This is a genomic window from Blastococcus sp. CT_GayMR20, assembly GCF_004570345.1.
In genome coordinates this window covers 1-23002 of the sequence record NZ_SPQM01000059.1, presented here as the reverse complement: position 1 = coordinate 23002, position 23002 = coordinate 1, and the positions used below count along the sequence as shown (strand labels likewise).

Here is a 23002-nt window from a genome sequence, read left to right as displayed (position 1 = left end):
GCTCCTCGCTCCGTGGTCCGGACCGCCTCCGCGGTCGGTCCGCTCCTCGCTCGTTCCTCGCTGCGATGCTCCCTCCCTGTCGGCGGCCGCCTCGCTGCGATGCTCACGTCCCTGTCCGCTCACGCCCGCATCCTCCCCGAACACGCCAGATGCCGGCGCGGCGCCACCTCACGAGGTGGTGCGGCCGTCGTCCTGCCAGAATGCAGCGCGTGAGCGATACGCAGCGGGTCAACCAGCCGGGACGCGAGGAGGGGCTCGTCCGCGTCGGCGAGCACCCGGTCGAGCACGAGCGTCCCGAGGAGTGGGGCTGGCACGGCGAGATGGGCAAGTGGGGACGCCGCCTGGCCATCATCCCCATCCTCTTCACGGCGGCCTACCTCGTGGGCAACCACGAGGGCCGCATGGAGGACATCTGGCTCATCGGCACCGTCGCCCTGATGATCCTGATCCTCGTGTGGGACCGGTTCCGGCGGAAGAACGCCTGGCGCAGTCACTGACCGTCAAGAGACGGTGGTGCCGATCGCCGATCCGATCAGGTAGGTGATCCCCGCGGCGGCCGCCCCGAACAGGAGCTGGCGCAGCCCCGCGTACCACCACGGGCGCGGCGTGAAGCGGGACGACAGCGCGCCGGCGACCACCAGCCCGAGGCCGCCGCACAGCAGCGCCGCCCAGAGCGCCGAGAAGCCCAGCAGGTAGGGCAGCAGCGGCACGAGCGCGCCGGTCCCGAAGGTCAGGAACGACGACACCGCGGCGACCCGCGGTGAGGGCTTGTCCTCCGGGTTGAGACCCAGCTCGGCGACGACGTGCAGCCGCAGCGCGGTCTCCGGGTTCTGCGACAGCTGGACGGCGACGTCCCTGGCCAGGTCCTCCTCGACCCCCCGCACGCGCAACATCTGCACGAGTTCCGCCAGCTCACCCTCGGGGTTGCGCTCGAGCTCGGCCCGTTCCTTCGCCACCTCGAGGTCGAGCTGCTCGTTCTGCGTCTTCACCGACGTGTACTCACCGAGGGCCATCGAGATGGCGCCCGCCACCAGGCTGGCGACGCCGGCGAGCACGATGGCGCGCGGCGCCGCGCCGCCTCCGCCGACACCGGCGACGAGCGCGGTGTTCGTGACCAGGCCGTCCATCGCCCCGAACACGGCGGCGCGCAGCCACCCACCGGAGACGTCGGCGTGGGAGTGCTCGTGCGCCTCGGCGTCCGCAGGAGCCGGATTCACTCGTCGCCCTCGGCGCCCAGCTCCATCGTCGGCTCGGCCGTCGGGGTGGGCACGGCCACGCTCGGGACGCTGATGCTGTCGGCCGCCGCGAGCTGGCCGCAGGCGCCGTCGATGTCCTGGCCGCGGGTGTCGCGCACCGTCGTCGCCACGCCGGCCGCCCGAAGCCGCGCGACGAACTCCCGCTGTGCCGGCAGTGGGCTGGCGTCCCACGGACTGCCCGGGGTGGGGTTCAGCGGGATCAGGTTCACGTGCGCGAGCCGGCCGGCGAGCAGCTTGCCGAGCAGGTCCGCCCGGAACGGCTGGTCGTTGACGTCCCGGATCAGCGCGTACTCGACCGAGTAGCGGCGGCCGGTCTTCTTCGCGTAGGCGTCGGCGGCGTCGACGACCTCGCCCACCTTCCAGCGGGTGTTGATCGGCACCAGGGTGTCGCGCAGCTCGTCGTCCGGTGCGTGCAGGCTGACCGCCAGCGTGACGTTGCGCCCCTCCTCGGTGAGCCGGCGGATCGCCGGCACCAGCCCGACCGTCGAGACCGTGACCGAGCGCTGCGAGAGCCCGAGCCCGTGCGGGGCCGGGGTGAGCAGCGCGTCGAGGGTCTTGCGGACCCGCGCGTAGTTGGCGAGCGGCTCCCCCATCCCCATGAAGACGACGTTCGACAGCCGCCCCGGGCCGCCCTCGATCTCGCCGTCGGCCATCGCCGCCGCGGCCGCGACCGCCTGGCCGATGATCTCCGCGGCCGACAGGTTGCGGGTCAGTCCCTGCTGGCCGGTGGCGCAGAACGGGCAGGCCATGCCGCAGCCGGCCTGGCTGGAGATGCAGACCGTGGCCCGGTCCGGGTAGCGCATGAGCACGCTCTCTACGAGCGCCCCGTCGTGCAGCCGCCACAGCGTCTTGCGGGTGCGCCCGTTGTCGGCCGTCTGGTGACGGACGACGGTCAGCAGCCCCGGCAGCAGCGCCTCGGTGAGCTCCTCGCGGGTGGCCGCGGGCAGGTCGGTCATCTTCGCCGGGTCGGTGACGCCGCGGTAGAAGTGCCGGGCGAGCTGGTCGGCGCGGAAGGGCGGGTGCCCGAGCTCGGCGACCGCCGCACGGGCCTCCTCGCGGGTGAGGTCGGCGAGGTGGCGCCGGGGCATCCCCCGGCGAGGGGCGTCGAAGACGAGCGGGAGGGCAGTCATGGCGCCGCCCATGGTCCCACTAGCGTCCTCGGGGTGACGGACGGCGAGACGGACCTCACCCCGCCGGAGGCCGTCCTCGACACGGTGGGGGTGGGGCCGTGGACCGGTCCGTGGCCGGCGGACCCCCGCTACGACCCCGAGCTGCTCGAGCACGGTGACCGGCGCAACGTCGTCGACTGCTACCGCTACTGGACCGTGGCGGCGATCGTCGCCGACCTCGACCGGCGCCGGCATCCCTTCCACGTCGCCATCGAGAACTGGCGGCACGACCTCAACATCGGGACCGTCGTCCGGACGGCGAACGCCTTCCTCGCCGAGGCCGTGCACATCGTCGGGAAGAAGCGCTGGAACCGCCGCGGCGCGATGGTGACCGACCGCTACCAGCACGTCCGTCACCACGCCGACGTGGGGGAGCTCGTGGCCTGGGCCCGGGACGCCGGTCTGCCGTTGCTGGCGATCGACAACCTGCCGGGGGCCCGGCCGCTCGAGACGGCCGGGCTCCCGAGGGCCTGCGTGCTGCTGTTCGGCCAGGAGGGCAGCGGGCTGTCGGAGGAGGCGCGGGCCGCGGCCGACGGGGTGCTCTCGATCGCCCAGTACGGCTCCACGCGGTCGATCAACGCCGGGGTGGCCGCCGGCATCGCGATGCATGCCTGGATCAGGCAGCACGGGGAGCCCCCGGCCGACTGTTGAGTTGCCGTCGCCGACACGCGCCGACACGCCGGCGGCGGCGACGACAACCCATCACTCGGCGAGGGGACGGCGGCGGCTTCGCGATCGTGCTGGCCCACGAGTGCTGACTCGTCGGTGACCGGGGCCTCGCCCGCTCAGTTCCCGGGCTGCGCGGCGGCCCGCCGCGCGTCAGGCTCTGCGCATGAGCCGGCTCCAGGACGTCGACCTCTCGGTCAGCCTGTCGAAGAAGGACGCGAAACTGCAGCTGAAGGCAGCCCAGGAGCGCCTGGTGCACCTGCGCCTGCTTCTGGGCGGCCAGATCGGCCCCGGAGAGCTCGGGCCGCCGCTGCTCGTGCTGTTCGAGGGGTGGGACGCCTCCGGCAAGGGCGGTGCGATCCAGCGCCTGGTCGGCGAGCTGGACCCCCGGCACGTGCGGGTGGCGCAGTTCGCCGCGCCCACCCACGACGAGAAGCGGCACCACTTCCTCTGGCGGTTCTGGCCGGTGCTCCCGGGCTGGGGCGGCATGGCCGTGCTCGACCGCACCTGGTACGGCCGCGTGCTCGTCGAGCGGGTGGAGGGTTTCGCCGAGGAGCACCAGTGGCAGCGCGCGTACCAGGAGATCGTCGATCTGGAGACGACGCTCGCCGCCGAGGGCACGGTCCTGGTCAAGTTCTGGATGCACCTGTCCCCCGAGGAGCAGCTCCGCCGGTTCGAGTCGCGCCAGGGGAACCCGTACAAGGCCTGGAAGCTGACCGAGGAGGACTGGCGCAACCGGGAGAAGCGGCCGGCCTACGAAGCCGCCGTCGAGGACATGCTCGAGCGCACCGACCACCCCGCCGGGCCCTGGCACGTGATCGCCGGCGAGGACAAGCGCTGGGCGCGGGTGGCCGTCGTCCGGACGGTCAACGAGGCGATCGAGTCCGCCCTGAAGACCCGCGGGATCGATCCGGATCCGCCCCTGGCCTGACGGGCCCGGGTGACCCCTCGTCGAGCCAGTCGATGCGGCCACCGTGCGGGGCGGTTCGCGCGACCGGCCGCCCGTCGATCGACAGCACGAAGTACGGACCCCACCCGCCGCGGAACTGTCTTCCCGTTCCCGGCACCATCCCGGCCCCCTCCTGGGCGACCCAGCGCACCGGCAGGCCGCGCACCTGCTCGACGAACGCCGTCCGGCGGTCCTCCGGCACGTACGGCAGCACGGCCGTGTGCAGGACGACGGGGGTGGCGCCGGCCGGCACGAGCGCGAGCGCGGCGGGCAGCCGCTCGACGAGGTCCCCGGCCAGGAGCACGGGCGGGTCGAGTGCGGCGACGGCGGCCGCCGCGTCGAGGCGCTGCAGCCGCTCGCTCTCGACCGGCCCCGGCCAGACGAGGGCGCGCAGCCACGCGCGGTCGTCGGGATCGGTGACGTCGAGCGGGTTCAGGTCGATCCCGATGCGGGCGACGACCTGCGGCAGACCGCTGGGCAGCGGAACCGGCCCGCTCGTGGTGCACCGGAGGTGGACGTCCTGCCGGGGGCCGACCGGCCGGCCGTCGTACTCGTAGCTGTAGCGGTCCGGGTACAGGCAGAGGCCCGCGGAGGTGCCGACCTCGACGAGGGCGAGCGACCCGCCGATCGTGGCCAGAGCAGGGAGGAGCGCCGCGCAGCGGGCCGGCTCGTTCGTCTGCGTGGCCCGGGCACGCATGGTCGCGTCGAGGCGCTGGGAGTCCGACAGCACCCGCTCGTGCAGCGCGGCGCCGTCCGCCGGGACACCACCCAGGAAGCGCAGCGCGGCGAACAGCAGGGTGGGTTGGCGTCGTCCCGGCGGGAGTCCGGCCAGGAAGCGCAGGACGTCGCGGTCGCCGGCCACCGCGGCGGCCAGCCCGGAGTACACCGGCGACTCGACCGCGGCCTCCGAGACGAACGCGCGGTAGCCCTGCGCGAGACGCTCGAGCTCCTGATCGGTCACCCCGTCATCGTGCAGCAGGATCACCCCGTGCCCGACGACCTCCTCCTGCACCTGATCGAGCCCGCCGGATGGCGGCGGGCGTTGACCGAGGGCGCGGTCCGCCCGCCGTCGCTGGGTTCGGCCGGGTTCGTCCACCTATCGGCACCCGACCAGGTGCACCTGCCGGCGCAGGCCCTCTTCCCCGGCCGCCGCGACCTCGTCCTGCTGGTCGTCGATCCCGGCCGGCTGACTTCTCGGTCCCGTACCGGGTCTTGTCCCGAGCCTGCGAAGGGTGAGGAGGACGGGGTCCTTTCCCTGTTCGGACCGCTGCCGGTGAGCGCCGTGGTGGCGGTCGTCCCCTACCGGCCGCCCACGCCGTTCGTGCTGCCAGCCCCCGGCGACGCGCTCGGCCGGACGCTGGCCCTCCTCATGTCGTTGCCGCTGCGTCGGGCGGTCGGGGTGGGCGACGTCCCCGGCGGCGTGGCGGTCCTCGACCCCGACTTCCCGCACTCCCGCGACAACAACAGGCTGGTGCTGACCGAGCCGGTCGACGCCGCCACGATCGAGGCCGCGGCGGACGAGGTCGGCGGGAACGCGGGGTGGCGGCACCAGACCGCCACGCTGCTGTGGCCGGACGCCGCCGGCACCGCCGCGGAGCTGGCGGCGCGGGGGTGGACGACCGAGGAGCTGGTGCTGATGGCTCGCCCGGCCGGTCCGGTCGACGGCGGAACACGCGCCGAGGTGGTCGACCAGCGCGAGGTGCACGACTTCTGGGCGCAGTCGTGGCGGAAGCAGCTGGCCGGCGAGCGGCAGCGGGACGACATGGTGGCGCAGCTCGTCGGCCGCGAACACCTCAACGACCGGGTCGTCGCCGTCACCGACGTGGTGGTCCGGGAGGACGGCCGGGTGGTCGCCTCGGGTCAGCTCCGGGTCGACGGCGCGACCGCGGCGGTGGACTCGGTGCTCACCGAACCGGCCGCACGGGGCCGCGGGCACGCCGACGCCGTCCTCGCCCGGGCGCTGGATCTGGCGGTGGAGGCGGGGTGCGACCTCGTCGTCCTCGAGGCCGCGGCCGACGACTGGCCGCAGCACTGGTACGCCCGGCGAGGGTTCGAGGCGGTCGGCTCGGCCTGGCAGGCCGACCGGCCGGCCTAGACGGGCGCGAGGAGCGAGAGCAGCAGGTAGGAGACCGCCGCCGCCGGGAGGAGCGAGTCGAGGCGGTCCATGATCCCGCCGTGCCCCGGCAGCAGGCTGCCCATGTCCTTGATGCCGAGATCGCGCTTGATGAGCGACTCCCCCAGGTCGCCGATCGTCGCGGTGACGGCGATGGCCGCGCCGAAGACGAGGCCGCCCCACGGCGGGCCGTCCAGGCCCAGCAGGAAGAAGGGGCTGGCCACGAGCATGCAGGCCAGCACCGAGCCGACCATGCCCTCCCAGGACTTCTTCGGACTGATGGACGGCGCCATGGGGTGCTTGCCGAACAGCACCCCCGCGGCGTAGCCACCCACGTCGCTGGCGACCACCGTCGCGATGAAGACCAGCACGCGCGTGGCGCCGTCCTCGGGGACGAGCAGCAGGACGGCGAACCCGGCGAGCAGCGGGACGTACAGGGCGACGAGGACGCCGGAGGCGGCGTCGTCGAGGTAGCCCTCCGGCCCGTCGGCCAGCCGCCACAGGAGGACGGCGAGCGCGGTGATCAGGAAGCCGACGACGAGGCCCGTGGGTCCCCGCGTCCAGGCCAGGGCCTCCATGGCCACCGTGCCCACGAGCAGCGGGATCAGGGGCGGGCGGAAGCGGCCGGCCCTGAGCGCGCCGGTGAGCTCCACGACGGCGACGAGGATCGCCGCCACCAGGACGGCGAGGAAGGCGGGGCGCCAGACGACCAGCGACGCCACGATGACGGCGACCAGGCCGACGCCGACGCCGATGGCAGCGGGCAGGTTGCGTCCGGCGCGGCCGGGAGTCTGCTCCGTCACGGGTAGTCCGCTGTCCGGGGTCGCCATGACCGTCGACGTCGGGGTGTCGTCACCGACCACCGGCGGCGCCACGACGGGCTGCGGCGCCGAGGGCGGCGCCGGCCGGGTGCCGCGGATCGGCACGGGCCCGGTGTCGTCGCCGTCGGCTGCGGACCGCCCGGGAGCCTGGGCCAGGCGCCCGCCGAGCGGCGGCACCGGGCCGGTCCCCCGATCGGCAGATCGGGGGCGGTCGGCGGCGGGAGGAGGCGTCATGGTCGGGGACGGGCCGTCGGAGGTCAGACCTCGAGCAGCTCGGTCTCCTTGTTCTTCATGGCCTCGTCGATGCCGTGCACGTGCTGCTCGGTCAGGTGGTCGAGCTCCTTCTCCGCGCGACGCACGTCGTCCTCGCCGGCCTCGCCGTCCTTCGCGATGCGGTCCAGCTCTTCCTTGGCCCGGCGGCGGATGTTGCGGATGGCGATCTTGGCGTCCTCGCCCTTGGCGCGGGCGACCTTCACCAGGTCGCGCCGGCGCTCCTCGGTGAGCTGGGGGAACACCACCCGCAGGACCTGGCCGTCGTTCGTGGGGTTCACGCCGAGGTCGCTGTCCCGGATGGCCTTCTCGATGGCCGACAGCTGGGTCTGGTCGTAGGCCTTGATGACCGCCATGCGCGCCTCGGGCACGGTGATGGAGGCCATCTGCGGGACGGGCGTGGGCGCGCCGTAGTAGTCCACGAGGATCTTGTTGAACATCGAGGGGGCGGCCCGCCCGGTGCGCACCGACCCGAGGTCCTCGCGAGCGACCGACAGGGCCTTGTCCATCCGCTCCTCGGCATCGAGCAGGGTGTCGTCGATCACGGGTCTTCCCTCCATCGGCGGCGGACGTCCGCGTCCGCCGTCATCGTCTTCTCGCTGTCTCCGTCCGGCCGCTCAGGACGGCTGGCTGATCAGCGTCCCGATCCTCTCACCTGCGGTCGCCCGCGCGATGTTGCCGTCGCGCAGGAGGTTGAACACCACGATCGGCATCTGGTTGTCCATGCAGAGGCTGATCGCGGTCGCGTCGGCCACCTTGAGCTGCTTGGCGAGCACCGTCGCGTAGTCCAGGTCGTCGTACATGACGGCGTCGGGGTTGGTGCGGGGGTCGTCGTCGTAGACGCCGTCCACGCCGTTCTTCCCCATCAGCAGCACCTGGCACTCGATCTCCAGGGCGCGCTGGGCGGCGACGGTGTCGGTCGAGAAGTAGGGCATGCCGGCACCGGCGCCGAAGATGACCAGCCGGCCCTTCTCCAGGTGCCGGATGGCCTTGCGCGGGATGTACGGCTCGGCGACCTGGCCCATGGTGATCGCCGAGCAGCTCGCCGAGGTCGCCGCCAAGGGCACGCAGATCGCCGTCGTCATGGGCGGTGGCAACTTCTTCCGGGGTGCCGAACTCTCCCAGGCCGGCATGGACCGCACCAAGGCCGACTACATGGGCATGCTCGGCACGGTCATGAACTGCCTGGCCCTCCAGGACTTCTGCGAGAAGGCGGGGCTCGAGACCCGCGTGCAGTCGGCGATCACCATGGGCCAGGTCGCCGAGCCGTACATCCCGCGCAAGGCCATCCGGCACCTGGAGAAGGGCCGGCTGGTCATCTTCGGCGCCGGTGCCGGCATGCCCTACTTCTCGACCGACACCGTCGCCGCCCAGCGCGCCCTGGAGATCGAGTGCCAGGTGCTGCTGATGGGGAAGAACGGCGTGGACGGCGTCTACGACGACGACCCCCGCACCAACCCCGACGCCGTCATGTACGACGACCTGGACTACGCGACGGTGCTCGCCAAGCAGCTCAAGGTGGCCGACGCGACCGCGATCAGCCTCTGCATGGACAACCAGATGCCGATCGTGGTGTTCAACCTCCTGCGCGACGGCAACATCGCGCGGGCGACCGCAGGTGAGAGGATCGGGACGCTGATCAGCCAGCCGTCCTGAGCGGCCGGACGGAGACAGCGAGAAGACGATGACGGCGGACGCGGACGTCCGCCGCCGATGGAGGGAAGACCCGTGATCGACGACACCCTGCTCGATGCCGAGGAGCGGATGGACAAGGCCCTGTCGGTCGCTCGCGAGGACCTCGGGTCGGTGCGCACCGGGCGGGCCGCCCCCTCGATGTTCAACAAGATCCTCGTGGACTACTACGGCGCGCCCACGCCCGTCCCGCAGATGGCCTCCATCACCGTGCCCGAGGCGCGCATGGCGGTCATCAAGGCCTACGACCAGACCCAGCTGTCGGCCATCGAGAAGGCCATCCGGGACAGCGACCTCGGCGTGAACCCCACGAACGACGGCCAGGTCCTGCGGGTGGTGTTCCCCCAGCTCACCGAGGAGCGCCGGCGCGACCTGGTGAAGGTCGCCCGCGCCAAGGGCGAGGACGCCAAGATCGCCATCCGCAACATCCGCCGCCGGGCCAAGGAAGAGCTGGACCGCATCGCGAAGGACGGCGAGGCCGGCGAGGACGACGTGCGTCGCGCGGAGAAGGAGCTCGACCACCTGACCGAGCAGCACGTGCACGGCATCGACGAGGCCATGAAGAACAAGGAGACCGAGCTGCTCGAGGTCTGACCTCCGACGGCCCGTCCCCGACCATGACGCCTCCTCCCGCCGCCGACCGCCCCCGATCTGCCGATCGGGGGACCGGCCCGGTGCCGCCGCTCGGCGGGCGCCTGGCCCAGGCTCCCGGGCGGTCCGCAGCCGACGGCGACGACACCGGGCCCGTGCCGATCCGCGGCACCCGGCCGGCGCCGCCCTCGGCGCCGCAGCCCGTCGTGGCGCCGCCGGTGGTCGGTGACGACACCCCGACGTCGACGGTCATGGCGACCCCGGACAGCGGACTACCCGTGACGGAGCAGACTCCCGGCCGCGCCGGACGCAACCTGCCCGCTGCCATCGGCGTCGGCGTCGGCCTGGTCGCCGTCATCGTGGCGTCGCTGGTCGTCTGGCGCCCCGCCTTCCTCGCCGTCCTGGTGGCGGCGATCCTCGTCGCCGTCGTGGAGCTCACCGGCGCGCTCAGGGCCGGCCGCTTCCGCCCGCCCCTGATCCCGCTGCTCGTGGGCACGGTGGCCATGGAGGCCCTGGCCTGGACGCGGGGACCCACGGGCCTCGTCGTCGGCTTCCTGATCACCGCGCTCGCCGTCCTCCTGTGGCGGCTGGCCGACGGGCCGGAGGGCTACCTCGACGACGCCGCCTCCGGCGTCCTCGTCGCCCTGTACGTCCCGCTGCTCGCCGGGTTCGCCGTCCTGCTGCTCGTCCCCGAGGACGGCGCCACGCGCGTGCTGGTCTTCATCGCGACGGTGGTCGCCAGCGACGTGGGTGGCTACGCCGCGGGGGTGCTGTTCGGCAAGCACCCCATGGCGCCGTCCATCAGTCCGAAGAAGTCCTGGGAGGGCATGGTCGGCTCGGTGCTGGCCTGCATGCTCGTGGCCAGCCCCTTCTTCCTGCTGGGCCTGGACGGCCCGCCGTGGGGCGGCCTCGTCTTCGGCGCGGCCATCGCCGTCACCGCGACGATCGGCGACCTGGGGGAGTCGCTCATCAAGCGCGATCTCGGCATCAAGGACATGGGCAGCCTGCTGCCGGGGCACGGCGGGATCATGGACCGCCTCGACTCGCTCCTCCCGGCGGCGGCGGTCTCCTACCTGCTGCTCTCGCTCCTCGCGCCCGTCTAGGCCGGCCGGTCGGCCTGCCAGGCCGAGCCGACCGCCTCGAACCCTCGCCGGGCGTACCAGTGCTGCGGCCAGTCGTCGGCCGCGGCCTCGAGGACGACGAGGTCGCACCCCGCCTCCACCGCCAGATCCAGCGCCCGGGCGAGGACGGCGTCGGCGTGCCCGCGGCCCCGTGCGGCCGGTTCGGTGAGCACCGAGTCCACCGCCGCGGTCGCGCCGTCGACCCGGAGCTGACCCGAGGCGACCACCCGGCCGTCCTCCCGGACCACCACGTCGGTGACGGCGACGACCCGGTCGTTGAGGTGTTCGCGGCCGACGAGCTGCGCCACCATGTCGTCCCGCTGCCGCTCGCCGGCCAGCTGCTTCCGCCACGACTGCGCCCAGAAGTCGTGCACCTCGCGCTGGTCGACCACCTCGGCGCGTGTTCCGCCGTCGACCGGACCGGCCGGGCGAGCCATCAGCACCAGCTCCTCGGTCGTCCACCCCCGCGCCGCCAGCTCCGCGGCGGTGCCGGCGGCGTCCGGCCACAGCAGCGTGGCGGTCTGGTGCCGCCACCCCGCGTTCCCGCCGACCTCGTCCGCCGCGGCCTCGATCGTGGCGGCGTCGACCGGCTCGGTCAGCACCAGCCTGTTGTTGTCGCGGGAGTGCGGGAAGTCGGGGTCGAGGACCGCCACGCCGCCGGGGACGTCGCCCACCCCGACCGCCCGACGCAGCGGCAACGACATGAGGAGGGCCAGCGTCCGGCCGAGCGCGTCGCCGGGGGCTGGCAGCACGAACGGCGTGGGCGGCCGGTAGGGGACGACCGCCACCACGGCGCTCACCGGCAGCGGTCCGAACAGGGAAAGGACCCCGTCCTCCTCACCCTTCGCAGGCTCGGGACAAGACCCGGTACGGGACCGAGAAGTCAGCCGGCCGGGATCGACGACCAGCAGGACGAGGTCGCGGCGGCCGGGGAAGAGGGCCTGCGCCGGCAGGTGCACCTGGTCGGGTGCCGATAGGTGGACGAACCCGGCCGAACCCAGCGACGGCGGGCGGACCGCGCCCTCGGTCAACGCCCGCCGCCATCCGGCGGGCTCGATCAGGTGCAGGAGGAGGTCGTCGGGCACGGGGTGATCCTGCTGCACGATGACGGGGTGACCGATCAGGAGCTCGAGCGTCTCGCGCAGGGCTACCGCGCGTTCGTCTCGGAGGCCGCGGTCGAGTCGCCGGTGTACTCCGGGCTGGCCGCCGCGGTGGCCGGCGACCGCGACGTCCTGCGCTTCCTGGCCGGACTCCCGCCGGGACGACGCCAACCCACCCTGCTGTTCGCCGCGCTGCGCTTCCTGGGTGGTGTCCCGGCGGACGGCGCCGCGCTGCACGAGCGGGTGCTGTCGGACTCCCAGCGCCTCGACGCGACCATGCGTGCCCGGGCCACGCAGACGAACGAGCCGGCCCGCTGCGCGGCGCTCCTCCCTGCTCTGGCCACGATCGGCGGGTCGCTCGCCCTCGTCGAGGTCGGCACCTCCGCGGGCCTCTGCCTGTACCCGGACCGCTACAGCTACGAGTACGACGGCCGGCCGGTCGGCCCCCGGCAGGACGTCCACCTCCGGTGCACCACGAGCGGGCCGGTTCCGCTGCCCAGCGGTCTGCCGCAGGTCGTCGCCCGCATCGGGATCGACCTGAACCCGCTCGACGTCACCGATCCCGACGACCGCGCGTGGCTGCGCGCCCTCGTCTGGCCGGGGCCGGTCGAGAGCGAGCGGCTGCAGCGCCTCGACGCGGCGGCCGCCGTCGCCGCACTCGACCCGCCCGTGCTCCTGGCCGGGGACCTCGTCGAGCGGCTGCCCGCCGCGCTCGCGCTCGTGCCGGCCGGCGCCACCCCCGTCGTCCTGCACACGGCCGTGCTGCCGTACGTGCCGGAGGACCGCCGGACGGCGTTCGTCGAGCAGGTGCGCGGCCTGCCGGTGCGCTGGGTCGCCCAGGAGGGGGCCGGGATGGTGCCGGGAACGGGAAGACAGTTCCGCGGCGGGTGGGGTCCGTACTTCGTGCTGTCGATCGACGGGCGGCCGGTCGCGCGAACCGCCCCGCACGGTGGCCGCATCGACTGGCTCGACGAGGGGTCACCCGGGCCCGTCAGGCCAGGGGCGGATCCGGATCGATCCCGCGGGTCTTCAGGGCGGACTCGATCGCCTCGTTGACCGTCCGGACGACGGCCACCCGCGCCCAGCGCTTGTCCTCGCCGGCGATCACGTGCCAGGGCCCGGCGGGGTGGTCGGTGCGCTCGAGCATGTCCTCGACGGCGGCTTCGTAGGCCGGCCGCTTCTCCCGGTTGCGCCAGTCCTCCTCGGTCAGCTTCCAGGCCTTGTACGGGTTCCCCTGGCGCGACTCGAACCGGCGGAGCTGCTCCTCGGGGGACAGGTGCATCCAGAACTTGACCAGGACCGTGCCCTCGGCGGCGAGCGTCGTCTCCAGATCGACGATCTCCTGGTACGCGCGCTGCCACTGGTGCTCCTCGGCGAAACCCTCCACCCGCTCGACGAGCACGCGGCCGTACCAGGTGCGGTCGAGCACGGCCATGCCGCCCCAGCCCGGGAGCACCGGCCAGAACCGCCAGAGGAAGTGGTGCCGCTTCTCGTCGTGGGTGGGCGCGGCGAACTGCGCCACCCGCACGTGCCGGGGGTCCAGCTCGCCGACCAGGCGCTGGATCGCACCGCCCTTGCCGGAGGCGTCCCACCCCTCGAACAGCACGAGCAGCGGCGGCCCGAGCTCTCCGGGGCCGATCTGGCCGCCCAGAAGCAGGCGCAGGTGCACCAGGCGCTCCTGGGCTGCCTTCAGCTGCAGTTTCGCGTCCTTCTTCGACAGGCTGACCGAGAGGTCGACGTCCTGGAGCCGGCTCATGCGCAGAGCCTGACGCGCGGCGGGCCGCCGCGCAGCCCGGGAACTGAGCGGGCGAGGCCCCGGTCACCGACGAGTCAGCACTCGTGGGCCAGCACGATCGCGAAGCCGCCGCCGTCCCCTCGCCGAGTGATGGGTTGTCGTCGCCGCCGCCGGCGTGTCGGCGCGTGTCGGCGACGGCAACTCAACAGTCGGCCGGGGGCTCCCCGTGCTGCCTGATCCAGGCATGCATCGCGATGCCGGCGGCCACCCCGGCGTTGATCGACCGCGTGGAGCCGTACTGGGCGATCGAGAGCACCCCGTCGGCCGCGGCCCGCGCCTCCTCCGACAGCCCGCTGCCCTCCTGGCCGAACAGCAGCACGCAGGCCCTCGGGAGCCCGGCCGTCTCGAGCGGCCGGGCCCCCGGCAGGTTGTCGATCGCCAGCAACGGCAGACCGGCGTCCCGGGCCCAGGCCACGAGCTCCCCCACGTCGGCGTGGTGACGGACGTGCTGGTAGCGGTCGGTCACCATCGCGCCGCGGCGGTTCCAGCGCTTCTTCCCGACGATGTGCACGGCCTCGGCGAGGAAGGCGTTCGCCGTCCGGACGACGGTCCCGATGTTGAGGTCGTGCCGCCAGTTCTCGATGGCGACGTGGAAGGGATGCCGGCGCCGGTCGAGGTCGGCGACGATCGCCGCCACGGTCCAGTAGCGGTAGCAGTCGACGACGTTGCGCCGGTCACCGTGCTCGAGCAGCTCGGGGTCGTAGCGGGGGTCCGCCGGCCACGGACCGGTCCACGGCCCCACCCCCACCGTGTCGAGGACGGCCTCCGGCGGGGTGAGGTCCGTCTCGCCGTCCGTCACCCCGAGGACGCTAGTGGGACCATGGGCGGCGCCATGACTGCCCTCCCGCTCGTCTTCGACGCCCCTCGCCGGGGGATGCCCCGGCGCCACCTCGCCGACCTCACCCGCGAGGAGGCCCGTGCGGCGGTCGCCGAGCTCGGGCACCCGCCCTTCCGCGCCGACCAGCTCGCCCGGCACTTCTACCGCGGCGTCACCGACCCGGCGAAGATGACCGACCTGCCCGCGGCCACCCGCGAGGAGCTCACCGAGGCGCTGCTGCCGGGGCTGCTGACCGTCGTCCGTCACCAGACGGCCGACAACGGGCGCACCCGCAAGACGCTGTGGCGGCTGCACGACGGGGCGCTCGTAGAGAGCGTGCTCATGCGCTACCCGGACCGGGCCACGGTCTGCATCTCCAGCCAGGCCGGCTGCGGCATGGCCTGCCCGTTCTGCGCCACCGGCCAGCAGGGACTGACCCGCAACCTGTCGGCCGCGGAGATCATCGGCCAGGCGGTCGCGGCCGCGGCGGCGATGGCCGACGGCGAGATCGAGGGCGGCCCGGGGCGGCTGTCGAACGTCGTCTTCATGGGGATGGGGGAGCCGCTCGCCAACTACGCGCGGGTCCGCAAGACCCTCGACGCGCTGCTCACCCCGGCCCCGCACGGGCTCGGGCTCTCGCAGCGCTCGGTCACGGTCTCGACGGTCGGGCTGGTGCCGGCGATCCGCCGGCTCACCGAGGAGGGGCGCAACGTCACGCTGGCGGTCAGCCTGCACGCACCGGACGACGAGCTGCGCGACACCCTGGTGCCGATCAACACCCGCTGGAAGGTGGGCGAGGTCGTCGACGCCGCCGACGCCTACGCGAAGAAGACCGGCCGCCGCTACTCGGTCGAGTACGCGCTGATCCGGGACGTCAACGACCAGCCGTTCCGGGCGGACCTGCTCGGCAAGCTGCTCGCCGGCCGGCTCGCGCACGTGAACCTGATCCCGCTGAACCCCACCCCGGGCAGTCCGTGGGACGCCAGCCCACTGCCGGCACAGCGGGAGTTCGTCGCGCGGCTTCGGGCGGCCGGCGTGGCGACGACGGTGCGCGACACCCGCGGCCAGGACATCGACGGCGCCTGCGGCCAGCTCGCGGCGGCCGACAGCATCAGCGTCCCGAGCGTGGCCGTGCCCACCCCGACGGCCGAGCCGACGATGGAGCTGGGCGCCGAGGGCGACGAGTGAATCCGGCTCCTGCGGACGCCGAGGCGCACGAGCACTCCCACGCCGACGTCTCCGGTGGGTGGCTGCGCGCCGCCGTGTTCGGGGCGATGGACGGCCTGGTCACGAACACCGCGCTCGTCGCCGGTGTCGGCGGAGGCGGCGCGGCGCCGCGCGCCATCGTGCTCGCCGGCGTCGCCAGCCTGGTGGCGGGCGCCATCTCGATGGCCCTCGGTGAGTACACGTCGGTGAAGACGCAGAACGAGCAGCTCGACCTCGAGGTGGCGAAGGAACGGGCCGAGCTCGAGCGCAACCCCGAGGGTGAGCTGGCGGAACTCGTGCAGATGTTGCGCGTGCGGGGGGTCGAGGAGGACCTGGCCAGGGACGTCGCCGTCCAGCTGTCGCAGAACCCGGAGACCGCGCTGCGGCTGCACGTCGTCGCCGAGCTGGGTCTCAACCCGGAGGACAAGCCCTCACCGCGGGTCGCCGCGGTGTCGTCGTTCCTGACCTTCGGGACCGGCGCGCTCGTGCCGCTGCTGCCCTACCTGCTGGGCTTCTCGGCGCTCTGGGCGGCGCTGCTGTGCGGCGGCCTCGGGCTGGTGGTCGCCGGCGCGCTGTCGTCCCGCTTCACGCCGCGCCCGTGGTGGTACGCGGGGCTGCGCCAGCTCCTGTTCGGGGCGGCCGCCGCGGGGATCACCTACCTGATCGGATCGGCGATCGGCACCACCGTCTCTTGACGGTCAGTGACTGCGCCAGGCGTTCTTCCGCCGGAACCGGTCCCACACGAGGATCAGGATCATCAGGGCGACGGTGCCGATGAGCCAGATGTCCTCCATGCGGCCCTCGTGGTTGCCCACGAGGTAGGCCGCCGTGAAGAGGATGGGGATGATGGCCAGGCGGCGTCCCCACTTGCCCATCTCGCCGTGCCAGCCCCACTCCTCGGGACGCTCGTGCTCGACCGGGTGCTCGCCGACGCGGACGAGCCCCTCCTCGCGTCCCGGCTGGTTGACCCGCTGCGTATCGCTCACGCGCTGCATTCTGGCAGGACGACGGCCGCACCACCTCGTGAGGTGGCGCCGCGCCGGCATCTGGCGTGTTCGGGGAGGATGCGGGCGTGAGCGGACAGGGACGTGAGCATCGCAGCGAGGCGGCCGCCGACAGGGAGGGAGCATCGCAGCGAGGAACGAGCGAGGAGCGGACCGACCGCGGAGGCGGTCCGGACCACGGAGCGAGGAGCGCAGCTGCCCGCGGGAGGGAACCGGAGTCATCGTGAGTTCCCCCCGTGAGGTCACCCTGCTCGGCTCGACCGGGTCCATCGGCCGGCAGGCGATCGCCGTCGCGCAGCAGAACCCGGAGCGGTTGCGGGTCACCGGGCTCGCCGCCGGTGGAGGAGACGTCGCCCTGCTGGCCGAGCAGGCGCTGGCCCTCGGGGTGCGCACGGTCGCGGTCGCCCGGGCCACTGCCGCGCAGGACCTGCAGTTGGCGTTCTACGCCGCCGCCTCCCAGCGCGGCTGGGCCAAGGGCGAGTACTCCCTGCCGGAGATCCTGGCCGGGCCGCGGGCGGCCGAGGAGCTCGCGGCCCGCCCCGCCGACGTCGTCCTCAACGGGATCACCGGCTCCATCGGCCTGCGTCCCACCCTGTCGGCCCTCGCGGCCGGCCGCACCGTCGCCCTGGCCAACAAGGAGTCGCTCATCGCCGGCGGCGACCTGGTCACCGCGGCGGCCGCACCGGGGCAGCTCGTGCCCGTGGACTCCGAGCACTCCGCTCTCGCGCAGTGCCTGCGGGGAGGCGCCCGCGGCGAGGTGGCGCGGCTGGTCCTGACCGCCAGCGGCGGCCCGTTCCGCGGCCGGCCCGCCGACGAGCTCGCCGGCGTCTCGGTGGCCGACGCTCTCGCGCACCCGACCTGGAACATGGGTCCGGTCGTCACGATCAATTCGGCGACCCTGGTCAACAAGGGGCTGGAGCTCATCGAGGCGCACCTGCTCTTCGACGTCCCGTACGCCGAGATCGACGTCGTGGTGCACCCGCAGTCGATCGTGCACTCGATGGTGACCTTCGCCGACGGCGCGACCATCGCCCAGGCCAGCCCCCCGGACATGCGGCTCCCCATCGCGCTCGCCCTCGCCTGGCCCGACCGGCTCCCGGACGTGCAGCCGGCCCTGGACTGGTCGGAGGCGAGCACCTGGGAGTTCCTGCCGCTGGACGAGGTCGCGTTCCCGGCGGTCCGGCTGGCACGGTCGGCCGGGGAGGCCGGCGGCGTGCTCCCCGCGGTCTACAACGCCTCCAACGAGGAGGCGGTCGCCGCGTTCGTGGCGGGTCGCCTGTCGTTCCGGGGCATCGTGGACGTCGTCGCGCGTACCCTCGACGACGCGCCGGACCTCGGCGTCCCCACCGGCGTCGAGGACGTGCTGGCGGCGGAGAAGTGGGCCCGCGAGCACGCCAGGGGCGTGATAGGGCGGAGCTCGTGACGGAGGGGCTGAACTGAGCGGCATCCTGCTGACCGTCCTCGGCGTCGTCGCCTTCGCGATCGGCCTGCTCTTCTCGATCGGCTTCCACGAGCTGGGCCACTTCTACTGGGCGCGCCGCTTCGGCATGCGCGTGCCGCAGTTCATGGTCGGCTTCGGCCCCACGATCTTCTCCCGCCATCGCGGCGAGACCGAGTACGGCATCAAGGCGATCCCGCTCGGCGGCTACATCCGCATCGTCGGGATGATCCCGCCGGCCGAGGAGGGGGAGAGCAAGCGCGCCACCCGGATGCGCAGCTTCATCGCCGAGGTCCGCGGTCAGGCGCTCAACGACGTCCGGCCCGGGGACGAGGGCCGCGTCTTCTACGCCAAGCCGTGGTGGCAGCGCGTCATCGTCATGTTCGCCGGGCCGTTCCACAACCTGGTCCTGGCGGTCGTGTTCTTCACGATCACCCTCACCGTCGTGGGCACCACCGTCCTCAGCACGCAGATCAGCACGGTGCCGGCCTGCGTCCTGCCGGCCGGAGCCGAGACCGCGGGTCAGGACGACGCCTGCTCCGTCCCGATCACCCCGGAGGGCCGGACCTGCGAGGCCGGTGAGAGCGGCTGCACCCTGCCCCAGCGCAGCCCGGCGGCCGAGGCGGGCCTGCGCCCGGGCGACACGATCGTCGCCATCGACGGCGCACCCGTCGACCCCACGGCCTACGACAGCTGGACGACGGTGCAGGACACCATCCGCAGCAGTCCCGGGGTGCCGCTGGACCTCACCCTCGAACGGGACGGCGAGCGGCGCGAGGTGACGGTCACCCCGATCCCGAACACGGTGCTCGTCGAGCCGGGCAGCGCCGAGACGACGACGGCCGGCTACCTCGGGGTCAGCCCGGTGGACACCCTCGCCCGGCAGGACGTGAGCGCGCTCCCCGGCTACTTCGGCATGATCGTGTCGAACTCGGTCCAGCGCCTCATCGAGATCCCGCAGCGGGTGCCGCAGCTCTTCCGGGCGGCGTTCCTCGGCGAGGAGCGCGACAAGAACGGACCCATCGGCGTCGTCGGCGTCGGCCGGATCTCCGGCGAGGCCTTCGCCCTCCCGGCGTCCCAGCTCAGCGGCATGGAGAAGCTGAGCTTCTTCCTCAGCATGCTGGCCAGCGTCAACCTGGTGCTGTTCCTGTTCAACCTGCTGCCGATCTACCCGCTGGACGGCGGGCACGTCGCCGGGGCGCTGTACGAGAAGGCCCGGTCCACGGTGGCGCGGCTGCGCGGCCGCCCCGACCCGGGCCCCTTCGACATCGCGCGCCTGATGCCGGTGGCCTACCTGGTAGCGGGCGTCTTCCTGGCGCTGTCGGCACTGCTCTTCATCGCCGACATCGTCAACCCGATCACGCTGGGCTAGCGGCGCCGTACAGCTCACAGCCACGTCGACGGCGCGTTCTGCTGATCAGGGGATACTGGCTGTCATGGCGATCCCCGTCGGTCTCGGCATGCCGGCTGCACCCCCTCCCGTCCTCGCTCCGCGCCGCAAGACCCGTCAGCTCGACGTCGGGGGCGTGGGCGTGGGCAGCGACTTCCCGGTCAGCGTGCAGTCGATGTGCACCACGAAGACCGCCGACATCAACGCGACGCTGCAGCAGATCGCCGAGCTGACCGCGTCCGGGTGCCAGATCGTCCGGGTCGCCGTGCCCGACACCGACGACGCCGAGGCGCTGCCGATCATCGCCAAGAAGTCGCAGATCCCGGTCATCGCCGACATCCACTTCCAGCCGCGGTACGTCTTCGCCGCGATCGAGGCCGGCTGCGCCGCCGTCCGGGTGAACCCGGGCAACATCAAGAAGTTCGACGACAAGGTGGGCGAGATCGCCCGGGCCGCGAAGTCCGCGGGCACCCCGATCCGCATCGGCGTGAACGCCGGGTCGCTCGACAAGCGGCTGCTGGCCAAGTACGGCAAGGCCACGCCCGAGGCGCTGGTGGAGTCCGCGCTTTGGGAGTGCTCGCTGTTCGAGGAGCACGACTTCCGCGACATCAAGATCTCGGTCAAGCACAACGACCCGGTGATCATGGTCCGCGCCTACGAGCTGCTCGCGGAGCAGTGCGACTACCCGCTCCACCTCGGCGTCACCGAGGCCGGCCCGGCGTTCCAGGGCACGATCAAGTCCGCCGTCGCCTTCGGGGCCCTGCTCTCGCGCGGGATCGGCGACACCATCCGCGTCTCCCTCTCCGCGCCGCCCGTGGAGGAGGTCAAGGTCGGCACCCAGATCCTGGAGTCGCTGAACCTCCGCCAGCGCGGCCTCGAGATCGTCAGCTGCCCCTCGTGCGGCCGGGCGCAGGTGGACGTCTACAAGCTGGCCGACGAGGTGACCGCGGGCCTCGAGGGCATGGAGGTGCCACTGCGCGTCGCGGTCATGGGCTGCGTCGTCAACGGTCCCGGCGAGGCCCGCGAGGCCGACCTCGGCGTCGCCTCGGGCAACGGCAAGGGACAGATCTTCGTGCGCGGCGAGGTGATCAAGACGGTGCCGGAGTCCCAGATCGTCGAGACCCTCATCGAAGAAGCCATGCGGATCGCGGCCGAGCAGGGCGACGCGGGGGTCCCCGCCGGACCGCCCGTGGTCAGCGTCAGCTGAACCGCCCCACCCCGACCGTGCTCCGTGCGCCCGCCGCCCGCGTCCTGGACGACGCGGACGAGCCCGCCGTCCACAGGTTGCTCGCCACCGACCCCATCGGCGCCTGCGTGCTGGCCGGGCGCGTCGAGGCGGCGGGCACCGCGGCGTCCTCCCTGGGCGCGCCGCTGTGGGGTTTCGGCGCAGGGCGCGAGCTCGACGCGGTCTGCCTGGCCGGCGCCAACCTGATCCCCTTCACGGCACCGGGCGCCGAGCGGGCCGCCGCTGCCGCCTTCGCCGAGCGGGCCCGCCGCTCCGGCCGCCGCTGCTCGACGATCGTCGGTCCCGCCGCCGCGGTCGCCCCGCTGTGGCAGCTGCTCGCCCCGCACTGGGGCCCGGCCCGCGACCACCGGCCGAACCAGCCGCTGATGGCCATCGACGGGCCGCCGGCCGTCGCCGCCGAGCCGCGGGTCCGCCCGGTGCGCCCGTCCGAGCTGGAGACGCTCCTGCCGGCGGCGGTCGCCATGTTCACCGAGGAGGTCGGCGTCAGCCCGCTCCGCGTGGACGGTGGCGCCGGCTACCGGGCCCGCGTCGCCGAGCTCGTGCGCGCCGGTCAGTCCCTGGCCTGGATCGAGCGCGGTGAGGTGCTCTTCAAAGCGGAGATCGGTGCGGTGTCCCGCGCCGCGTGCCAGGTGCAGGGGGTGTGGGTGGCGCCGTCCCACCGGGGACGGGGGATCGGCACCGCCGGCACGGCCGCGGTCGTCGAGTACGCCCGCAGCGCGATCGCGCCGGTCGTCAGCCTCTACGTCAACGACTTCAACGGCCCCGCCCGCGGTGCCTACCGCCGCGTCGGGTTCCGGGAGGTCGGGCAGTACGCCAGCGTGCTGTTCTGAGGTTCCGGCACCGGCGTGACACGCTGTCGGCGTGCGGATCCGACGAGGCCCGGCCCTCGCCACAGCGATGCTGATGACCGTTTCCGTCCTCGGCGCCTGCTCCGGCAGCTCCGAGGACGACGTGCGCTCGGCGGCCGAGACGTTCCTGGGCGCCTGGGCGGACGGCGACACCGACGCGGCCGCCCGGGCGACGACCGACCCCGACGCGGCGACCGCCCTGCTGGAGCAGACGGCGACGGACCTGCCCGACGCCACCCTGACGCCGGAGCTGGGCGAGGTCACCGTCGAGGACGGCACCGCGACCGTCGACTGGACCGCCACCTGGGACCTCGCCGCCGCCCCCGAGTGGACCTACGACGCCACCCTGCGCCTGGAGGAGGGCGACGAGGAGTGGCAGGTCGTCACCGAGCCCACCGTGGTGCACCCGGAGCTGGCTGAGGGCCAGCGTCTCGAGCTGGCCCGCAGCCTGCCCGAGCGGGCGGCCATCACCGATTTCTCCGGCGCGCCGCTGTTCGCGCCGACCGAGGTGGTCAACGTCGGTGTCGACACGGCCCAGGTCACCGATCTGCCGGGGCTCGCCGCCGCGCTGTCGGCGGCCACCGGGATCGCGGCCGAGGAGATCGTCGCCGACGTCGAGGCGGCACCGGCGGGGCAGTTCGTCCCCGTCATCACGCTCCGGCGGCCGGACTTCGAGCGCATCCGTGCCCAGGTCTTCGACCTGCCCGGTGCGGTGTTCCCGACCGACACGCGACTGCTGGCACCGTCGGCCCGGTTCGCCTCGGCCCTGCTGGGACGGGTGGGACCGGCGACCGCCGAGATCATCGAGGAGACCCAGGACGACGGGTCCTCGCGGTACGCCGACGGGGACCAGCTCGGGCTGTCGGGTCTGCAGCGCGCATTCCAGGAGCAGCTCACCGGCACCCCCGGCTTCACCGTGACGGTCGTCAGCACCGACGAGAACACCGCCGACGCGGGCCTCGAGGTGGCCGCCGTGGAGCCGGAGCCGGGCACTCCGGTGCAGACGCCGCTGGTGCCCGCCGTCCAGAACGCCGCCGACGCCGCCGCCGCGGGCCAGCAGCTGCCCACGCACGTGGTCGTGGTCCGGCCCGGCACCGGCGAGATCCTCGCCGTGTCCTCCAACGAGGCGGCCGACGCCGGCAACGCCCTGAACGGCCAGTTCCCGCCCGGCTCGAGCATGAAGATCATCACCGCGACGGCGCTCCTGTCGACCGGGACGGTCACGCCCGACAGCTCCGTGGCCTGCCCGGGGACGACGACCGTCGAGGGCCGCGAGTTCGAGAACCAGGACCAGTTCGACCTCGGCACCGTCCCCTTCACCGAGGCCTTCGCGCAGTCGTGCAACACGACCTTCATCCAGCAGGCCCTCGAACTGCCCGGCCCCGCCCTGTCCGACGCCGCGCGGTCCTACGGCGTCGGCACCGACTGGGAGCTCCCGGTCGGCCTGTTCGGCGGCAGCGTGCCGACCGACAGCACGGGGACGACCAAGGCGGCGAACGCGATCGGCCAG

At 73.4% G+C, this 23002-nt stretch carries 24 protein-coding genes and 1 pseudogene; 15 read left to right on the top strand and 10 right to left on the bottom strand.

Annotated elements, in window-relative coordinates; all coding sequences use genetic code 11:
- Positions 1-209 precede the first annotated feature (209 nt).
- The gene (locus E4P40_RS14655; protein WP_245160350.1) at positions 210-497 is read left to right on the top strand and encodes a DUF2631 domain-containing protein; all 288 of its coding nucleotides are present in this window, start codon (positions 210-212) and stop codon (positions 495-497) included.
- 3 nt (positions 498-500) lie between these two features.
- On the opposite strand, the gene E4P40_RS14650 is transcribed toward E4P40_RS14655, so the two are convergent.
- Together E4P40_RS14650 and rlmN (E4P40_RS14645) are read right to left on the bottom strand one after the other, a co-directional pair.
- Entirely contained in the window at positions 501-1217 is a 717-nt protein-coding gene (locus E4P40_RS14650) for a VIT1/CCC1 transporter family protein (RefSeq protein ID WP_135159284.1), read from the bottom strand.
- On the bottom strand, positions 1214-2386 hold the full coding sequence (gene rlmN, locus E4P40_RS14645) for a 23S rRNA (adenine(2503)-C(2))-methyltransferase RlmN (RefSeq protein ID WP_135159285.1): 1173 nt from the start codon (positions 2384-2386) through the stop codon (positions 1214-1216). Before rlmN (E4P40_RS14645) ends, E4P40_RS14650 begins: the two co-directional genes overlap by 4 nt.
- A gap of 33 nt (positions 2387-2419) precedes the next feature.
- Here rlmN (E4P40_RS14645) and E4P40_RS14640 point away from each other — a divergent pair, with 33 nt between their 5' ends.
- Both E4P40_RS14640 and E4P40_RS14635 read left to right on the top strand, forming a co-directional pair.
- Positions 2420-3076, top strand: coding sequence for an RNA methyltransferase (locus tag E4P40_RS14640; protein ID WP_135159286.1), 657 nt, complete (start codon positions 2420-2422; stop codon positions 3074-3076).
- 181 nt (positions 3077-3257) lie between these two features.
- Positions 3258-4022 carry a UDP-galactose-lipid carrier transferase gene (locus tag E4P40_RS14635; RefSeq protein ID WP_135159287.1) on the top strand — a complete coding sequence of 255 codons (765 nt, stop codon included), beginning with the start codon at positions 3258-3260 and terminating at the stop codon, positions 4020-4022.
- On the opposite strand, the gene E4P40_RS14630 is transcribed toward E4P40_RS14635, so the two are convergent.
- Positions 3958-5001, bottom strand: a complete 1044-nt coding sequence (locus tag E4P40_RS14630) for a DUF2332 domain-containing protein (protein ID WP_135159288.1) — start codon at positions 4999-5001, stop codon at positions 3958-3960. The two genes, E4P40_RS14635 and E4P40_RS14630, sit on opposite strands and share 65 nt — an antisense overlap.
- Positions 5002-5028: 27 nt before the next feature.
- Between E4P40_RS14630 and E4P40_RS14625 the strand changes: the two genes are divergently transcribed.
- Complete coding sequence (locus tag E4P40_RS14625; protein ID WP_135159289.1) at positions 5029-6135, top strand: GNAT family N-acetyltransferase; 1107 nt, start codon at positions 5029-5031, stop codon at positions 6133-6135.
- Here the strand turns inward: E4P40_RS14625 and E4P40_RS14620 are convergent.
- From E4P40_RS14620 to pyrH (E4P40_RS14610), 3 genes and pseudogenes are all read right to left on the bottom strand, one after another.
- Entirely contained in the window at positions 6132-7151 is a 1020-nt protein-coding gene (locus E4P40_RS14620) for a phosphatidate cytidylyltransferase (protein WP_245160351.1), read from the bottom strand. The genes E4P40_RS14625 and E4P40_RS14620 overlap by 4 nt on opposite strands.
- Before the next feature lie 80 nt (positions 7152-7231).
- Positions 7232-7789: a ribosome recycling factor gene (gene frr, locus E4P40_RS14615; protein ID WP_135159291.1), complete on the bottom strand. Its 558-nt coding sequence runs from the start codon at positions 7787-7789 to the stop codon at positions 7232-7234.
- Positions 7790-7861: 72 nt separating this feature from the next.
- Positions 7862-8278, bottom strand: a pseudogene (gene pyrH / locus E4P40_RS14610) (UMP kinase); the annotation flags it as partial.
- On the opposite strand from pyrH (E4P40_RS14610), the gene pyrH (E4P40_RS14605) reads away from it, so the two are divergent.
- The 3 genes from pyrH (E4P40_RS14605) (at position 8244) to E4P40_RS14595 (ending at position 10630) form a co-directional block, all read left to right on the top strand.
- Positions 8244-8900, top strand: coding sequence for a UMP kinase (gene pyrH, locus E4P40_RS14605; RefSeq protein WP_245160352.1), 657 nt, complete (start codon positions 8244-8246; stop codon positions 8898-8900). The pseudogene pyrH (E4P40_RS14610) and the gene pyrH (E4P40_RS14605) overlap by 35 nt on opposite strands.
- Positions 8901-8972: 72 nt before the next feature.
- Positions 8973-9530 (top strand): ribosome recycling factor, encoded by a 558-nt coding sequence (gene frr / locus E4P40_RS14600; RefSeq protein ID WP_135159291.1) that lies wholly within the window; start codon positions 8973-8975, stop codon positions 9528-9530.
- An 80-nt stretch (positions 9531-9610) separates the two neighbouring features.
- Positions 9611-10630 carry a phosphatidate cytidylyltransferase gene (locus E4P40_RS14595; protein WP_245160351.1) on the top strand — a complete coding sequence of 340 codons (1020 nt, stop codon included), beginning with the start codon at positions 9611-9613 and terminating at the stop codon, positions 10628-10630.
- Here E4P40_RS14595 and E4P40_RS14590 read toward each other — a convergent pair.
- Positions 10627-11733, bottom strand: coding sequence for a GNAT family N-acetyltransferase (locus tag E4P40_RS14590; RefSeq protein WP_135159289.1), 1107 nt, complete (start codon positions 11731-11733; stop codon positions 10627-10629). The genes E4P40_RS14595 and E4P40_RS14590 overlap by 4 nt on opposite strands.
- Positions 11734-11760: 27 nt before the next feature.
- Here E4P40_RS14590 and E4P40_RS14585 point away from each other — a divergent pair, with 27 nt between their 5' ends.
- A complete protein-coding gene (locus tag E4P40_RS14585) occupies positions 11761-12804 on the top strand; it encodes a DUF2332 domain-containing protein (RefSeq protein WP_135159288.1) in 1044 nt (347 codons plus the stop codon).
- On the opposite strand, the gene E4P40_RS14580 is transcribed toward E4P40_RS14585, so the two are convergent.
- Both E4P40_RS14580 and E4P40_RS14575 read right to left on the bottom strand, forming a co-directional pair.
- On the bottom strand, positions 12740-13504 hold the full coding sequence (locus E4P40_RS14580; RefSeq protein ID WP_135159287.1) for a UDP-galactose-lipid carrier transferase: 765 nt from the start codon (positions 13502-13504) through the stop codon (positions 12740-12742). The genes E4P40_RS14585 and E4P40_RS14580 overlap by 65 nt on opposite strands.
- A 181-nt stretch (positions 13505-13685) precedes the next feature.
- The gene (locus E4P40_RS14575) at positions 13686-14342 is read right to left on the bottom strand and encodes an RNA methyltransferase (RefSeq protein WP_135159286.1); all 657 of its coding nucleotides are present in this window, start codon (positions 14340-14342) and stop codon (positions 13686-13688) included.
- Positions 14343-14375: 33 nt separating this feature from the next.
- Between E4P40_RS14575 and rlmN (E4P40_RS14570) the strand changes: the two genes are divergently transcribed.
- Positions 14376-15548 carry a 23S rRNA (adenine(2503)-C(2))-methyltransferase RlmN gene (gene rlmN, locus E4P40_RS14570; RefSeq protein WP_135159285.1) on the top strand — a complete coding sequence of 391 codons (1173 nt, stop codon included), beginning with the start codon at positions 14376-14378 and terminating at the stop codon, positions 15546-15548.
- Complete coding sequence (locus tag E4P40_RS14565) at positions 15545-16261, top strand: VIT1/CCC1 transporter family protein (protein WP_135159284.1); 717 nt, start codon at positions 15545-15547, stop codon at positions 16259-16261. The genes rlmN (E4P40_RS14570) and E4P40_RS14565 overlap by 4 nt, the downstream gene beginning before the upstream one ends.
- Before the next feature lie 3 nt (positions 16262-16264).
- On the opposite strand, the gene E4P40_RS14560 is transcribed toward E4P40_RS14565, so the two are convergent.
- Complete coding sequence (locus E4P40_RS14560; RefSeq protein WP_245160350.1) at positions 16265-16552, bottom strand: DUF2631 domain-containing protein; 288 nt, start codon at positions 16550-16552, stop codon at positions 16265-16267.
- Positions 16553-16793: 241 nt separating this feature from the next.
- Here E4P40_RS14560 and dxr point away from each other — a divergent pair, with 241 nt between their 5' ends.
- From dxr to E4P40_RS14535, 5 genes are all read left to right on the top strand, one after another.
- A complete protein-coding gene (gene dxr, locus E4P40_RS14555; protein WP_135159282.1) occupies positions 16794-17993 on the top strand; it encodes a 1-deoxy-D-xylulose-5-phosphate reductoisomerase in 1200 nt (399 codons plus the stop codon).
- Between the two features lie 13 nt (positions 17994-18006).
- Positions 18007-19380: a site-2 protease family protein gene (locus tag E4P40_RS14550; RefSeq protein ID WP_348519648.1), complete on the top strand. Its 1374-nt coding sequence runs from the start codon at positions 18007-18009 to the stop codon at positions 19378-19380.
- 88 nt (positions 19381-19468) lie between these two features.
- A complete protein-coding gene (gene ispG, locus E4P40_RS14545) occupies positions 19469-20605 on the top strand; it encodes a flavodoxin-dependent (E)-4-hydroxy-3-methylbut-2-enyl-diphosphate synthase (protein ID WP_348519647.1) in 1137 nt (378 codons plus the stop codon).
- Between the two features lie 17 nt (positions 20606-20622).
- On the top strand, positions 20623-21474 hold the full coding sequence (locus E4P40_RS14540) for a DUF4081 domain-containing GNAT family N-acetyltransferase (protein WP_135159280.1): 852 nt from the start codon (positions 20623-20625) through the stop codon (positions 21472-21474).
- Positions 21475-21547: 73 nt separating this feature from the next.
- On the top strand, positions 21548-23002 hold a 1455-nt coding region (locus E4P40_RS14535; RefSeq protein ID WP_135159279.1), incomplete at its 3' end, for a penicillin-binding transpeptidase domain-containing protein.

Bases quoted from the DNA above. Each gene is read 5' to 3' on its own strand.
- rlmN (WP_135159285.1), bottom strand. From the start codon at position 2,386: ATGACTGCCCTCCCGCTCGTCTTCGACGCCCCTCGCCGGGGGATGCCC.
- E4P40_RS14635 (WP_135159287.1), top strand. From the start codon at position 3,258: ATGAGCCGGCTCCAGGACGTCGACCTCTCGGTCAGCCTGTCGAAGAAG.
- pyrH (WP_245160352.1), top strand. From the start codon at position 8,244: ATGTACGGCTCGGCGACCTGGCCCATGGTGATCGCCGAGCAGCTCGCC.
- E4P40_RS14580 (WP_135159287.1), bottom strand. From the start codon at position 13,504: ATGAGCCGGCTCCAGGACGTCGACCTCTCGGTCAGCCTGTCGAAGAAG.
- rlmN (WP_135159285.1), top strand. From the start codon at position 14,376: ATGACTGCCCTCCCGCTCGTCTTCGACGCCCCTCGCCGGGGGATGCCC.
- ispG (WP_348519647.1), top strand. From the start codon at position 19,469: ATGCCGGCTGCACCCCCTCCCGTCCTCGCTCCGCGCCGCAAGACCCGT.